General features: G+C 43.0%; 21 protein-coding genes. All 21 read left to right on the top strand.

Annotation, left to right across the window (positions count from 1 at the left end; genetic code table 11):
- Positions 1–414: 414 nt before the first annotated feature.
- The 21 genes from IH597_15055 to IH597_14955 all read left to right on the top strand — a co-directional run bounded on the left by IH597_15055 (position 415) and on the right by IH597_14955 (position 14,777).
- Positions 415–654, top strand: a complete 240-nt coding sequence (locus tag IH597_15055) for a hypothetical protein (protein ID MBE0663772.1) — start codon at positions 415–417, stop codon at positions 652–654.
- A gap of 335 nt (positions 655–989) precedes the next feature.
- Positions 990–1,382, top strand: coding sequence for a hypothetical protein (locus IH597_15050; GenBank protein ID MBE0663771.1), 393 nt, complete (start codon positions 990–992; stop codon positions 1,380–1,382).
- Between the two features lie 80 nt (positions 1,383–1,462).
- A complete protein-coding gene (locus tag IH597_15045) occupies positions 1,463–1,870 on the top strand; it encodes a hypothetical protein (protein MBE0663770.1) in 408 nt (135 codons plus the stop codon).
- A 159-nt stretch (positions 1,871–2,029) separates the two neighbouring features.
- Complete coding sequence (locus IH597_15040; protein ID MBE0663769.1) at positions 2,030–2,269, top strand: hypothetical protein; 240 nt, start codon at positions 2,030–2,032, stop codon at positions 2,267–2,269.
- Complete coding sequence (locus IH597_15035) at positions 2,250–2,495, top strand: hypothetical protein (GenBank protein ID MBE0663768.1); 246 nt, start codon at positions 2,250–2,252, stop codon at positions 2,493–2,495. The genes IH597_15040 and IH597_15035 overlap by 20 nt, the downstream gene beginning before the upstream one ends.
- A 458-nt stretch (positions 2,496–2,953) precedes the next feature.
- Positions 2,954–3,499, top strand: coding sequence for a hypothetical protein (locus IH597_15030; protein ID MBE0663767.1), 546 nt, complete (start codon positions 2,954–2,956; stop codon positions 3,497–3,499).
- The gene (locus IH597_15025; GenBank protein MBE0663766.1) at positions 3,496–4,011 is read left to right on the top strand and encodes a hypothetical protein; all 516 of its coding nucleotides are present in this window, start codon (positions 3,496–3,498) and stop codon (positions 4,009–4,011) included. Before IH597_15030 ends, IH597_15025 begins: the two co-directional genes overlap by 4 nt.
- A gap of 74 nt (positions 4,012–4,085) precedes the next feature.
- Positions 4,086–4,982 (top strand): S49 family peptidase, encoded by an 897-nt coding sequence (locus IH597_15020; protein MBE0663765.1) that lies wholly within the window; start codon positions 4,086–4,088, stop codon positions 4,980–4,982.
- A gap of 62 nt (positions 4,983–5,044) precedes the next feature.
- The gene (locus tag IH597_15015) at positions 5,045–5,524 is read left to right on the top strand and encodes a hypothetical protein (GenBank protein ID MBE0663764.1); all 480 of its coding nucleotides are present in this window, start codon (positions 5,045–5,047) and stop codon (positions 5,522–5,524) included.
- A 50-nt stretch (positions 5,525–5,574) separates the two neighbouring features.
- Entirely contained in the window at positions 5,575–6,606 is a 1,032-nt protein-coding gene (locus tag IH597_15010; GenBank protein ID MBE0663763.1) for a hypothetical protein, read from the top strand.
- Positions 6,607–6,673: 67 nt separating this feature from the next.
- Entirely contained in the window at positions 6,674–7,351 is a 678-nt protein-coding gene (locus IH597_15005) for a hypothetical protein (protein ID MBE0663762.1), read from the top strand.
- Positions 7,352–7,355: 4 nt separating this feature from the next.
- Positions 7,356–7,595, top strand: coding sequence for a hypothetical protein (locus IH597_15000; GenBank protein MBE0663761.1), 240 nt, complete (start codon positions 7,356–7,358; stop codon positions 7,593–7,595).
- 82 nt (positions 7,596–7,677) lie between these two features.
- Positions 7,678–8,283 (top strand): hypothetical protein, encoded by a 606-nt coding sequence (locus tag IH597_14995; protein ID MBE0663760.1) that lies wholly within the window; start codon positions 7,678–7,680, stop codon positions 8,281–8,283.
- Positions 8,265–9,005, top strand: a complete 741-nt coding sequence (locus IH597_14990) for a hypothetical protein (GenBank protein ID MBE0663759.1) — start codon at positions 8,265–8,267, stop codon at positions 9,003–9,005. Before IH597_14995 ends, IH597_14990 begins: the two co-directional genes overlap by 19 nt.
- On the top strand, positions 8,974–9,636 hold the full coding sequence (locus IH597_14985; protein ID MBE0663758.1) for a glycosyltransferase family 2 protein: 663 nt from the start codon (positions 8,974–8,976) through the stop codon (positions 9,634–9,636). The genes IH597_14990 and IH597_14985 overlap by 32 nt, the downstream gene beginning before the upstream one ends.
- A 118-nt stretch (positions 9,637–9,754) precedes the next feature.
- Positions 9,755–10,546, top strand: coding sequence for a hypothetical protein (locus IH597_14980; protein MBE0663757.1), 792 nt, complete (start codon positions 9,755–9,757; stop codon positions 10,544–10,546).
- A gap of 292 nt (positions 10,547–10,838) precedes the next feature.
- Positions 10,839–11,324 (top strand): hypothetical protein, encoded by a 486-nt coding sequence (locus IH597_14975; protein MBE0663756.1) that lies wholly within the window; start codon positions 10,839–10,841, stop codon positions 11,322–11,324.
- Positions 11,321–11,608 (top strand): hypothetical protein, encoded by a 288-nt coding sequence (locus IH597_14970; GenBank protein ID MBE0663755.1) that lies wholly within the window; start codon positions 11,321–11,323, stop codon positions 11,606–11,608. Before IH597_14975 ends, IH597_14970 begins: the two co-directional genes overlap by 4 nt.
- Positions 11,601–12,179, top strand: coding sequence for a hypothetical protein (locus IH597_14965; GenBank protein ID MBE0663754.1), 579 nt, complete (start codon positions 11,601–11,603; stop codon positions 12,177–12,179). The genes IH597_14970 and IH597_14965 overlap by 8 nt, the downstream gene beginning before the upstream one ends.
- A gap of 22 nt (positions 12,180–12,201) precedes the next feature.
- Positions 12,202–13,791, top strand: a complete 1,590-nt coding sequence (locus tag IH597_14960; GenBank protein MBE0663753.1) for a hypothetical protein — start codon at positions 12,202–12,204, stop codon at positions 13,789–13,791.
- A 596-nt stretch (positions 13,792–14,387) separates the two neighbouring features.
- Positions 14,388–14,777 carry a hypothetical protein gene (locus IH597_14955; GenBank protein ID MBE0663752.1) on the top strand — a complete coding sequence of 130 codons (390 nt, stop codon included), beginning with the start codon at positions 14,388–14,390 and terminating at the stop codon, positions 14,775–14,777.
- Positions 14,778–14,799 lie beyond the last annotated feature (22 nt).

The raw sequence follows: 14,799 nt of genomic DNA, 5'->3' as shown, positions 1-14,799 counted from the left end.
AAAAACAGCCAATTTTCTTAACCCCAAACCCTCTAAACACCTAAACCCACTAAACCCAACACGTTAACTAAATTTCTTGAATCTTAAATTTTGAATCTTAAAACTTAAATTTAAAACCCCCGCCTACACATGCCTACACTCGCCTACAAGAAATAAAAAACTGACAATGAAAACGATAACCCATAAAAACAGAATTATGCCGCCGCCTACACTTGCCTACACTCGCCTACACTGCCTACAACAAACTACAAAAACTACAAAAAAAACAATAATGTAGTCAGTATATTAAAGTGGAAATCAGTTAATTAAACTTTGTAGGCGAGTGTAGGCAGTTGTAACAGCAAAATATAGGCACAGTGAGAAAAAATTAATAAAAATCACTAAACTTTCTAAACCTCATAAACCATCTAAACCATGCTTTCAGAACCAGAAACCCTGAACATTGAACCTGAAACTTTGAATCAACTCCCCCCAGGCTTTCGCCTCGCCACCCTTTCCGATTTTCATTTTCAGGGCAGGCCCAAAGCCGGAATGAAGTTTATACTAAAGCAATCAAACAATGAAACCTATGAAGAATACAAAGTGCGCCCAACCCTTACAACCGAAGAAATTAAACCATTCATTGATACCGGCAGGTGCTGGGTGCTGGGGTAACGGTCCATATTAGAATGTAGAGCTGCACCCGGAATTATACTTAACCTTCAATAAGAGCAATATGGAACAATTACAGATTAGGTTGAAAGAAATAGGATATAATGTGAAAATAAGAAGCAAAAACAACAAAACTCTGGTGATGTGGAGTAATAAGAGCCATATGGCATCAGCTGCTTTTGAGAATAACGATAAAGAATCATACGATTTAGTAGTATCAAGATTGCGAGATACTCTTTTAAATGCACACTTCAACATCATTTGCCGCATCCAAAGCCCCCTAAACAATCTAAACCCCTAAACCCTCTAAACTTTCTAAACCCTTAATTTCAAAACCAATGAAAAAAGAAGAAATCGAAACCATGATCCAGCGCAATGCTGAGCTCGAGCAAGAAAACCAAAGTTTGAGACTTTACAGAAATTCTCTGGATATTGAGCGGCAGTCGCTGTTCAATGAAAACAGGGATTTACGAAATGTAATCCATGAGCAAGATATCAAAATCCGTCAACTCAAAGAAGATGCAAAGCTCAACCAGGTTCTTTCAACCATTGATGCTATGACAGTATTAAAATCAGCCACTATGATGCTCAGTTATGTAGGCGAAGACGGCGCCACCCACCGCCAAAAGCATTACCATACTGAGCGTGCCATCGAAATGCTTAATAAATCATTCAATGAAAAATTTGAAAGCATTAAAGATCACTTTGATAGAGAGAGATTACCGTTTTAAAGATGATGCTAACTAAGAGCTAACCTCAGTTTTCTATTGAGGTTAGCGGGGGTTAGCAGCATTATTAATTTTATACACGTATGGACAAAAGAAACCTCATAAACGGCGAGAAACCAGAATTCGGTAATCCTAAACATATTGCCTGGTATAAGCGCATGGCCCGGATACTGCAAGGTGATGAACCAGCCGGTGAGATTGATTGGATGAAATGCCATTACTGGGGCGCAAGCACAGCATCAGGAGCGCCGAAACACTGCTGGCCGGATGATGAACATCCAGCAGATGCCCTGGTAGCCTATATTGAATGCCCACGTTGCAGGCGCCAGCATAAATTACTTGTGACGTATGATCCACAAGGAAACTGGTATGACGAGTTAATAAGCTGCGATGAATCTGTTAAGCAATTCGAATGCTGGAATTGTGGCCTTGAGTTCTATACCGATGAGGACCGGAATGTATATGTAAAATGCCATACCGATGAATTATAAAAATATTTGGGCGTTACCCCAAGGGGTCGGGCTTTCCGCTCATATCTTTTTGCCAAAACATAACAGCCGGCAAAAAGGATATCCGCTGCAATCCCTAACGCATGAATCAGTTCACTTGATTTTCAAAATGCTTTATAAATAAACCCTAAAACCAAATCCATGAACATCACAAAAGACGAAGCAAGAATCCTGGCCGCAGCATTAGACGAGGCTATGTATGATTTTACTGAAAGGATCTCTGATAACAAGGAAGAAGCCAATAAAAACATCACGGCCTTAATATCTTTAAAAGAGCGCCTGGAAGTCTTTTCATATGATGAACGGCGTAGAGGTCGGAGAAGCATGAACAGTTTTACTGATACATTAAACCGATTTTGCAATGGAAAACGCCACAACTGAGCACTACAAGAAAATGACTCCCAAACAAAGGATGTTCAACAAAGATTACCTAGAAAAATCACTACAGGTACCTGATGGTAAAGTTGGGCAGATGAAATGGATGTGGCCATACTGGCAAGAATCCCTTCTCATCCTTACCCGGGTAATGTCAGAACTCGGGGAACTTTCCACAGCATCACAGCAATACTGCAACACAGCATCACAACAATTTGAAATCGTAAAATGAAAACACAAACAGGATCCTGCGGATGCGAAATTTCTACCGCCAAAAGCGCGATTAACAAAACCGTTTACAATTGCTCAAGATGCAAAGGAAAATGCTGCGAGAAGCATTATTATTTCCAGGTAGATGGCAATAACAAAGCCATTACAAAATCAAATTTCAAAAATGGCATTTGCGCCAAGTGTTACGAGCGAAATAATGTGTGTTCCACGTTTGCACCTAATTTAAGGTTTAAATCCATGACAATCTGTATCTACTGTGGTTGCGAAAAGTATCAACACCATGAAAAGCACCCAGGAACCAGCAACAAGCAACAAGCAACAAGTAACAAGTAACCCTCTAAACCACATTGCTCTATGAATCTTGAATCTTGAACTTTGAATTTTAAATCTTGAAACTCCTGACCTTTCCATCCATCCAAAAACAATTAAACTTTGTCAAACCAAATAAGCAAACACAAAATGGACAACACCAGGCCTACAGTAACCGTAAAACTCAAACCTTACCTGCAGGACTACCTACGCGGAAGGCTTAACGACAAGCTTTCCGCCGACTCACGTAATATCATCGGAGTGCTGCTGAAGCCATTCATCGAGTACATTCCCAGGGATGCAACACCGACCTTTCCGGAAAGCAATGAATATATTACTTTCGAGCTTCCTTATTACGATAAGCTGAACACCCGCAACGGAACAGTTTATGTAAATGAAGAAAACCAGGTAAACTTCCAGCGTAGCCTTGAGTGCTTTTTTAAAGAACTGTTTTTTCAGTACGTGGACGACAAGGTTAGATACGATCTTGTGATTGATGGTAAGAATGTAAGGCGTGGGCAAATAAAAAAGATCATCCTTCAGTTTTGCGCCGATTATAACATCAATTTCGACAATCTTACTTACGATTTACTTCAGAAATCGTACTACCGACGCCGCCAGAAAATGGGGCTTACAACCAATTTATTTAGCCGTATTGTGTCCTTAACCTGTCCTCTAATATTTCTAACCGCATGAACCATTTCCCGATTTTCGACAACATTGATAACATGGGCGGAAACAAGAGCTTCATGTTTATCCCGGAGGATGAAATTGTAGAAATTAAATCCCCTGTCAATTTTGTGATCCAAACAGCTCCCGTTCTCTTAACCGGGAAAACTTTTCTTAAAGGATACGCTTCGTCCAAAACATTACGATTAAGCGAAAATCCGGAACAAACTGCTGCCGGAACTCACTTTAATTCAAAAATAAGTGGTTTTTACCCCAAAATAATACCATCGGTGGTTTCGCTCTTCTCAAAAATGAAAGAAAGGATGTTTGTTGTCATTGTTCATGATAACAATAAACAGCTGCGCCTGTTGGGAACCAAAGAACAACCGCTTCAATTTACCTTTTCCCTTGATACGGGCGCAAATGCAGCAACCCGAAACGGAATTACCTTTGAATTTACAGGCCAGAGTATATTGCCATCTCCATTTCTAGCCAGCCAGGTATTTATTCAGGCGCCGATTTTCAACCCGGTTGATTAAAGCCCTGTAAATACAGTCCTTTGGGCTTACACAACCTCATTATAATATTGCAGCCGTAACTCAAATACGGCTGTATGAACCTCCTTCACGAAATAATTGCATCGCCCTGGTTTATTGATAAACAATATGCCGACGATCACTTTCACCTCGTAGTACGCATGCTGCGGGGCGAATTGTTTAATCCTGTTGCATCGCAACAAAGCAAATCAGAAGAAATGAAGGGACAGGCAAGTCTTGCCATCCTGAACAACAAAAAACCCTTCACCGCCGATGCTTTTGATATTTATTACAACGCCGATCAAATTATTGAACCATCTGTATTTATTTTAAATGTAGCCGGTCCCATAACCAAATATCCTATGATGTGTGGGCCTACTGGTATGGCTGCAAAAGCAGAATGGATCCAGAAGGCAGATATGCACCCGAACATCTTCGCGCATGCGATCAAAATTGACAGCGGTGGCGGATCTGGTTATGCTGCCAGGTTCATGGGCGAAGTCTTATCGAACCTCGAAAAACCTGTTTTTGCTTTTATTGACGATTATGGCGCTTCAGCCGCATACTGGATAGCTTCAGCAGCACAGCACATTGCCATTGGTAGTAAAATGGGAATGGCCGGCAGCATCGGAACCTACCTGACCCTTCGTGATTATACCGAGGCCCTGAAAATGGAAGGCATCAAGGAAGTGGATGTGTATGCCGAAAAATCAAAAGAAAAGAACGAAGTATACAGACTGATGCAAGATGGCAAAATTGAAGAAGCCATTCAACGCGCCCAGTTGCTTGCCAACCAGTTCAATGATTTCTTCCTGGCCCAGGTAAAGCAATCCCGCAAGGGCAAACTCAAATCAAACGATTGGAACACCGGAAAATTCTTTTTCGCTGAAGAAGCCCTTGAGATCGGACTTGTTGACGATATCATGCCCTGGGATCAATTCCTGCAAAACATCTTCGACGAATTCGCACCATAGCAATTCTGAATCTTGAATATTGAATATTGAATCAATTAATTGTAAACCAAAAATTAAAAACTATGTTCCCAGTATCCCGCGAAAAGTACAACGCTGCAGTTGCTGAACGTGATCTTTTCCAAGATCAGTTCGCCGCTGCAAAAAAAGAGCTGGACGAAGCCAACGCTTCCCTGGCTGCCGCAGTCACCCGCGATGGTGATCTCTCCCTTCAGGTTCAGCAGCTCACTGAGCAAGTCAATCCCGATCAGCTTCAGCGGATCGAGAACTTAACACAGCAGCTTACTGAAGCCAATACCTCCATTGCAAACCTTGAAAAAGATGTTGAAACCCGCACCACTGAGCTTTCACAGGCAAACGAACGCATTACCGAGCTTGAACAAACTGTTGCCACGCTCAAAGGTTCTGCGGTGGATCCTCCGTCGAAGGCTATAACAGAAAACGACGCAACTGAAAGCGACCCGCTTGCTATCGTAAGGTTCTTCCAGGAAAATGCTGACAATACCGATGCTTGCGTTGCCAAGCTGCGTGAACTCGGGCTGTAAAATATTGTAAACGTAGATCGTAATTCGTAAATAAAAAATCCCTTAAAAAAATGACAGCAATTATCAACGTAAGTGTACTGCAACGCGCCGCCGAAAGCTATGACGCGCTGTTGCGCAAACTGCCCTTCGCCATTTTGGTTGAAGAGCTCGACAAACTCCAGATCAATCTTCTTGAAGTTGATCAGAAAGATAAGGTAGTACAGTTTCAGCGTAAAAGCGGACTGGCCAAGCCTTATGTAATCGGTGATGAAAATGCCGTTTCCGGCACCATTGGCAAAGCCGTTGAACGCGAACTCGTGGTCAAAGCCTGCTATGCAGCGCTTAAGGATCATATCATGAACTACCGCACCAAGCGGGTCACAGGCAACAGCTCAGAAAAGGTTGACAACCAAACCAAGAAGCACCCTCTTGAGTTCCTGATTATCGAAAGCAAGATCCGCACCATCGCAGAAGATATTCTCGATGCCATGTTCTTTGCTGAACGCGACGAAGACGACAAATCGCCCCAGGGCATGCTCGATGGGTTTTATACCCTTATTGCAAAGGAAATTGTTGCCGGCGAAGTTTCCGCAGCGAAAGGCAACCTGAAAACCACAGGCGCTATTGCAACACCGAGTGATGAAACCGACACGACTCCGTTCGACAGGATCGTTGCTTTCATCCGCGGCGCAAATCCATACCTGCGCAAAAATGGAGTTCTTTACCTTCCTGGTAATGCACTTTTCAATGCCATGGATGGACTTGGCAACAAGCTCAAGTACAAAAATGCCCTTGAGTATGAAGTATTCCTTGCGCATTTGCGTGGAATTACACAGGCTCCTTCGCTGCAGTTGCTTACCAGCCCAATTTTGGGATCCGGAAGCCAACTGATCCTTACTGTTCCCCGCAATCTCGATTTCGGTGTGAACACCAAGGGAGACGAATCATTTGTTCAAATCCGCGCACCTTACGAGGATCCTAACATTGCTCAGTTCTGGACACAGTGGGAAGCCGGAGCGAGGGTAACCTCTATTCATCCCAAGGAGTTTATGGTTAATGAACAAACCAATACCGGTACACCGTTGAGCGGCGATTATTCTTAATCGCTGCTCCGGCTACCTGCCGGGCTGGTTTGAAAATAAATTGTATAACCTTAAAATACACTGAACAATGACAGCAATATCGAAACGAAACATAATGGCCATGATCAGCTTGCTTGCTATGGTATTTACCTGCCTGGCTGCATGGACCGTATTCAACGGCGCACCTGATGCCGGATCTGTAATTATGGCAACCGGGTTCACCTTTGCCAGCATGGACTGGACCGGTGGCGATAACATGGGCGGTTTTACCACCAAGGCTTATCTTGGAATAGCCTCGGAAATAACTACCTGGCCTGCGCTTGCATCAAGCCCATCATCTGATGCGCAATTGGTGACACTTGCCGGAACTTATGCATGTGCTGAAGGGAAATCTTTTTACTCAATTTATGTAACTCCCCGGACTTTCGGAGGTCAGTCAGATCCTCAGGGAGAAATTGATGGAAAGAGTTTCCTGCAAAAAGGGGAATTCTTTTATCCGGGAACCAAGGTAGAAGCGCTTGCGCTGGCTCGCAAGCTTAACAATAACCGCGGTATAATTATCGGGGTGGATCCAAACACTGGCAACCGCATTCAGTTTGGATCGGAAGACAACCCTTTATTCTTTACCCCGAAGGTTATGTTTGGCAAGCAAGCTACCGATCGCCGTGGTATCACCATTGAGTTTGAAGCCGACCACACCCATGCAGCCCTTGTTTACAATGGTGCAATTCCTTTAAGTGGCAGTACTGTTCCACCTGTAAGCTAAAAACATGAAAAAGTTTGAGCTTATCGGTTTGGCATCCCCGGGTAAAATCAACCTTCCGGTTTATGGCACCATAGAACTGGAAAAGATTGACGATACCCTTGCTGAAAAACTTTTTCGCGAGGGGCTGCCCTACCTGCAACCAAAAGTGGAGCATTTGAAAGAAATGTACCCCGGCGAAAAACACCCTGAGCCCCAGATGCTGGATGCAAAACCACCAGCAAAAGCAAAGAAAGGCAAGAAATGATCCATAGAAATGACTAGGTTTGGTTAATTAGGTAATCCCGTAGCCTGGAAACAGGCTGCGGGATTTTTTTTAAACATCATCAATGAACAAAATACTATCCTGGTGTATAAACCTTGAAAAAAGGCCCGACAGATGGAAGCAGTTTCTTCAGGAACCCATTCCATTTAGCGTTGCACGCTTCACTGGTTTGGAGTGTGATAATCCTATGACCGGGTGCATTGCTTCACACCTTGAGGTAATGAAGCTATTCAGCGATGGTATCAATATAATTTTTGAAGATGATGCTCAAATCATTTTTGGATGGGATCATTTTGAAAACGCAATCAACCAACTGCCATCAAATTGGCATTGCCTGTACCTGGGCGCAATGCTTCACAAGCCTATTGAAAAATACAGCGATCACCTGTTCAGGCTTAACTGGGGATGGACTACCCATGCCATTGCCTACAACGGGAAAACCATAGCCAATGAACTATTAAAATATAGTCCTGAACAAATACACAAAGCCTGGAACAACATTGACACATACATTGCACGCGAAATACAACCCAGGTTCAATTGCTTTCTTATAAACCCTATGATCGCTGTTCAGCGAGAATATCATTCCGACATCATTAATGCTAACCGCAACTATCCATTCCTTGAAACATTCAAACAACACACTCCATCATGCACTACGAAACAGTAACTTTTAACCTGGCAGCCATCCCATCCCGAACCGAATCACTGCAGGAAGTAATTCTTTCTATTCTCCCTCAAGCCGATGCAATCAACGTTTACCTGAATGAATTCCAAAGCGTACCCGAGTTTCTTTATCACCCCAAAATACAGTATTACAAATCGCAGGATGAAGCAGGAGACCTGGGCGATGCCGGCAAGTTTTATAAGGTTTCAACTTTAAAAGGATACATATTTACAGTTGACGACGATCTTGTTTACCCCCCGGATTATGCCGAAACCATGATCCGCAACATTGAACGCTTCAAACGCCGAGCTGTTGTAACTTGTCATGGCCGCATCTTTCATTCCGGCCGGCCGATTCAAAGTATTTACACTGATTTTGCCGAAGTTTTTGGCTGCGTTAAATATACCCATGAGGCTTTTATTCACTTTCCCGGAACCGGTGTTACAGCCTTTCATAGCGATACCTGCCGACCGCCTTTAAATATTTTTAAAGCCAGTAATATGGCTGATGTTTGGTTGGCATTGTTTTGCCAGAAAAAGAAGATCCCGATATTTTGCATTCAGCATCCGGCCAAATGGATCTGCGAGAGCCAAAAGTACGACCGCCATTACACCATCTGGAATTTTTGCCATGCCGACGACAGTTTTCAAACCCAACAAGTAAACACTATTAAAAACTGGAAAATATACAGCCATGAAGATTCTTTGCATCATACCGGCGTATAATGCCGCATTGTATATTGCTGCCACCATTCGCTCTATACAAAAGCAAACCTACAAGAATGTTGAAATTGTGGTTATTGATGATAAAAGCACCGATAACACTTTTGAGGTGGCTAAATCCTGTGGAGTTACAGTAATTAAGAACTTAGAAAATACCGGTTGTTATCTTGCGCTTAACGTCGTACTCAACTCCTATCACGATTTTGATGCCTGGTATTATCATTGCGCTGACGATATCAGCTTTGAAAATCACTTCGCTGAACTTGTAGCGCCGCTGATCAGCGATAACCTTCTGATGATGACGTATTGCAACTACAACCGTAAGGATTTTTATACAGGCAAATTGCTTGGAGAATTTACAGGTCGTCGGGCTTCAATGTGCCTTTACCGTGCCGAAGTGTTTGACAGGATTGGTCCCTATGACAGTACCCGTTTTGGAGGTGATACAGAATATTGGGATCGCTTTTTAATATATTACAGGCAAAACCAGATTCATCACGTAAACCAATGCCTTGCAAACTGCATGATGCATGGCCAAAACCTTACTATTATTCACAACGGCAACGCTCGCCGTGAATATGTGGAGCAGTTTAAAGCGAGGCACAGCCAACTACAAGCATCACTAAACTTCTAAACCCGGCTATTCCTTTGAATTTGGAATTTGGAATTTTGGGCTTGGGGCTTAACATTCTGTCCTTTCCCACTCATCTTGCGGCTCCTTATTTTGCAGCTACAAATCAAAACGCTGCAAAATGAACATCAAACAATTCCTTTTCGACCCCAACCGTAAATTTAAAGACGGCCTTGCACTTTACAACACAGTAAAAACCTCAAAAGAGTACGACGACTTTTTTAACAAGTCCGGCGATGCCGCTCCGGGAACACTTGCTTTCAATATTCTTGAAAAGCAATTACAACGCGCCCTGCGTAAACAGCAGAATTCAGAACCTGAACCTAGTAAAAAGCAAACAGAAACAAGTAACCAGGAGCAAGCAACAACCAACAAACCAGCAATAACAGTAAAGAAGCTTGAACAATCAAAAAAACAAGCCCCCCCAGCAATCGGAAGCGATGAATCCACGGACCCGGGTAAAAGAAAATTCGTAGATATCCCGAATCTAAAAAACGTTGACGATCTTCCCGAAAACATCAAAAATGCCTACTTCGAAAACAAGCGCCTTATTACCGAGTTGGCAGGTGCGCGGCAACGCATGGCTGCCTGCAAAACCAACGAGGATCGCAAACCCATTGCGCAAGAAATTGCTGCTATAAACAGGCAGAAGGAACAAAACTGGAAGGATATCAATGATTTTGTTAATGGCAAAACTGCTGATGAATCCGATAAAACCGCAGTAACACTCGATCCAGCTAAAGAAGCCCTGAAGCTAAATCGCCGTATCAGCACAGTTAAGATCAATATTTCCCGTGCTCAGAAAGAAATTGACTCCGGTAAACTCAAAGGCAAAAAACTTGAAACCCGCCTGGCCAGCCTCCAAAGCTGGGAGAAAGAATTGGTGGAGATGGAAGGCAAACTTCCCAGGTAAAGACCCAAATCCCAAATTTTAAATCCGAAGCCCTAATCGAATAGCCAAAACGATAATCACTATGGTTAAAAGTTTTAATTTCAAAAAAAGCAAATTAACTCTTTGCTCATGCACTTTCAAATTCCCAGCGTATTGGGCATTTGGGATAAAGTTTGACACAGATATTATGTTTGCGGAATCCTACCCCTACAAAAGATTTTTTATGTTTGAGCTAAAGCTTATCTTCTATAAATTCTGGATAGCATTAGACATTAAATGATACTGCATCACTGCATAACAGCATCACAACAAAATGAAAGAACTCATTGCCACCGAAATCGGCCCCATCCAGCCCAACACCACCATTCATCGCATATTGGATGGTACCTGGTCGCTTTATGAGTTGCTTGATTACTTACTTGAGTACACCGGTCCTGTAGATGCTTTCATTTCTTCTTTCTCCATCAGCGAGGCGGCTATCTGCTCATTTCAACAAATGATTGAAGATGGCCGCCTGCTTTCTCTCAGGTGCTTGCTTGACAGTAGCCTGCGTAAAACAAAAACTCCATTGCTTTTTTTCTTGCAAAATACCGGTGCCGAAGTTAAGCTAACACTCAACCATTCTAAAATTATTCTACTTTACAACCACAACACTTCTGTAGTAATAAATGCTTCAGCCAACATGAGCAGGAACCGCCGTATTGAAGCCATGGTTCTGGACACGAATTTTAGCACCCTGGTTTATTACCTTAAGCAAATGAATAAGCTATTTGATTCAGCAATCCCATTCCAACCATGAACCTCACAACTGATCAACTTCAAAAAGTTGAAGAATACGCAGCTCTTTTTCTTTCGCTACGCGAAATAGCTTGCCTATTGACTACTGATTATTCACTTATTGCGGATGATTTTCACAATACTAAATCTCTATTACATCAGGCTTATTTTCGTGGTAAAACAAAATCAAAGCTCGAGCTGAGACAAAAAGTAGTACCACTCGCCAAACTTGGCAGCCCTCAAGCGCAAAGCCTTACTGAAGATTACATAAAAGAACAGGAACAGGAGGAACTGTTGGATGACTAAAAAGCTAACGAACCTTGACAAAATACAACTGGCCCTATTCTCAGAACCAGGTTCAAAAGAAAGGAAACTGACTCCTGTACTTGAAAAAGTAAAAGAGCGCTACATGAAAGCTTTCACTTTCTGGGTAAACAGCCCATCGCTCAGCGATAAGCAGGTTGTAAGGTTCCTGATGAATGAGTGCGATGTAAACCGCGCACAGGCCTATAAGGATATTAATCATATCAAGCTATTACTTGGCAATGTTACCAATGCAAGTAAAGAGTGGGTGAGATATACTGTCAATACCATGGCAACTGAAGCCTTTAACCTTGCCAAGCAAATCAAGGATCCTAAAGCTATGACAATGGCTGCCAGTCAACTTATAAAATGCCATGGATTAGATAAACCCGAGTTGGACCAGTTATCCTGGGATCAACTTGTTCCTCCTAACTTCGAACCCAGTTCCGATATTTCAGTACTGGGTTTCAAACCAGATCCTAACATTGAAGAACGCCGCCGTAAAATGCGCCAGAAATATCTGCAAAAGTACGACCCCAATACAATTACTGATGCTGAAATACTTGAAGATTAACCAGTAACCAGCAACCAGCAAAATGAAAAAATACTTCAACCCAAAACAGCTTGAAGCAATGGCCATCAGTGCCAAAGATGAGTATATAATTGCCAGTCGTGGTTTTGGGAAATCTGAAGGTATTGATGCACCCAGGCTGATCCGAAACGTATTTGCTATGCCCCGCAGCGCTGGAGCGTTACTTTCACCTACTTACGGGAAACTTTTACGCAATACACTTCCTGCAGTGTTCACGGCGCTCGAACGACTTGGTTATCATCGCAACATCCATTATGTGGTCGGACACCGGCCTCCCAAATCGCTTAACTTTAAGAAACCTTACATTGACCCGTTTAATTACGATTATGTAATTGCATGGTTCAATGGATCCATTCAACACCTGCTAAGCTTCGACCGCCCCATGAGCGCCAATTCTATGAACCTGGATTATGTAATGGGCTTTGAGGCTAGGTTTCTTAACTATGATAAAATCAAAAACGAAGTGTTGCCTGCGAACCGGGGCAACATAAACTATTTCGGCCATTGTCCCTGGCATCATGGACTGTTATTCACCACTGATATGCCCACAAGCAAATCCGGTATGTGGATACTAGAGAAAGAAAAAGATATGGATCCTGAGCTTATCAGCGGGATCAAAGCCTTGTATATTGATTACAAACAAACAGGAAACAAGAAACTTCGGGAGCGCAAACTTCGGGAACTGAACCAATTCAGAGCTCAGGCAGTATTCTATGCAGAGTACGACGCATTCGATAACCTTGAGATACTTGGAGAGGAATTCATTAAAAAGATGCACCGCGATCTTCCACCACTTATTTTCCTTTCTGCGATCCTGAATAAGAAGCTTCGAAAAATTGCCAATGGCTTTTACTCTGCCCTCAGTGATCAACTGCATTATTATCCAAGTTATGATAATTCATACCTTGAAAAGCTGGGATATGACATTGACAAAGCCAAAAGAGAAAATTGCGCAAAGGATGGTGATATTGCCAAAGAACTTCCGCTTAGCATTGCCTTCGACTACAATGCAGCCATCAATAGCCTGGTTTGCGGCCAGCGTATTGAGAACCGTGAAGCCCGGGCCCTACATTCATTCTATGTAAAAACACCCAGGAAACTTCCTGACGTTGTAAACCTTTGGTGTGATTACTACGAGCCAATGCCGCACCGCGATGTTGTGTTTTACTATGACTCAACAGCAATAGCCAATACTCCACTCGATGCTGATAGCTTTGCCGACGTTATCATCAAAGTGCTTACTAACCGCGGATGGAACGTAACACCAGTGTATATTGGCCAACCTATGAAGCACCACTTTAAACACAACTACATAGACCTTGCCCTCAAAGGTGACCCGGAATATCTTTTCCCCACCTTTAACCAGGACAATAATGAATACCTGCTTCTGGCGATGGAGCAAACCGGTATCAAAGTTGGAAGGAATGGATTCGAAAAGAACAAGGATCCTGAAAAGCTACCCGACACAACCGAAAACCCCGACGAATTCAAGACACACATTACCGACGCTTGGGACACATTGTATATTGGCTTAAACTTCCACTACACAGAGGCCGGTTCACAAATGCCATCCTCACACATTCCCAGTCAATAATCCCTTCACACAAAGCCAGTTTTCAGGAAAAAAACAGGCTTTCTCCCATTTTAACAGCCATAAAAGCCCGATAACAATCCGGCTTTTATTTGAATGCAAATACACATTACCAATATCATGCATTTCATGTACTATGATCGTTTGATTGCATGAATTCATGACTAATCGGTATCACGCCCCCCGCCTATAACCGCCCTCACGCGTGATGGCTTGTTAGTGCCCCCCGCAGGCAAGCGTTGATCTCATTTGCAGCTACTTGGCAGCATATAACGCAAATTCAAAACCCTTGCAACTGCGAACGCATGTCAGGGCGGCGCGGGTATCTAAGAGATAAAAATAGACGCAGAGCGTCGAAATGAGGGAATAAGGCACAATAGCTGAAATATCTAAAATTCAAAACAGTGGAAATTTAAGATTCAGATGGTTGTAAATTATTCGTTCCTCATAATTTGGGTAAAAAGGCAGCCGTTTTTAAACGAGTATAAACGACTACAAACGTTTATTATACGAGTAATCAGCACGTTGCAACTTACTTTTGTAGCATGTTTAATTTAACCCCCTGCAGAGCCAGCAGGATATAAAAACAGGCAAGTATTATGACAAGTACAGCTAAGAAGGCTAAAGAAGCCACAGCCGAAGCCGCCAGCACTGGCGCAGAAGTGAAAACCACTATGCAAGTGGTAAAATCAGAACCGGAAGCAGAAGCCAAGCAACCGGAAACACCAAAGCCCACCGTTCAGGAACTGAAAGGGCAGATTTGCGACCGTTTTAATTTAGTGGAAAAGCACGACCAGTTAAGCGGGCAGCTTGCAGACCTCAAAAACTTTGAGGCCAATATTACGAACGATGCCCGCGTGAGGATTGAAAACGGCAGCGGCCGCAGCTTCAGCAGCGCAGACCCCGCAGCCGTGAGGCGTCAAATTGAGTATTGCCGCCAAAGCATTGAGGCGCAAATTAAAGAGGTGGAAAACCTGATTTTTGCTTAATTAACTGATTGTTTAACAGCCG

It is taken from the genome of Bacteroidales bacterium, from assembly GCA_014860575.1.
Taxonomy (GTDB): domain Bacteria; phylum Bacteroidota; class Bacteroidia; order Bacteroidales; family JAAYJT01; genus JAAYJT01.
Note: the sequence above shows the minus strand (reverse complement) of the source record. Positions and strands in the feature narration are given on the sequence as shown.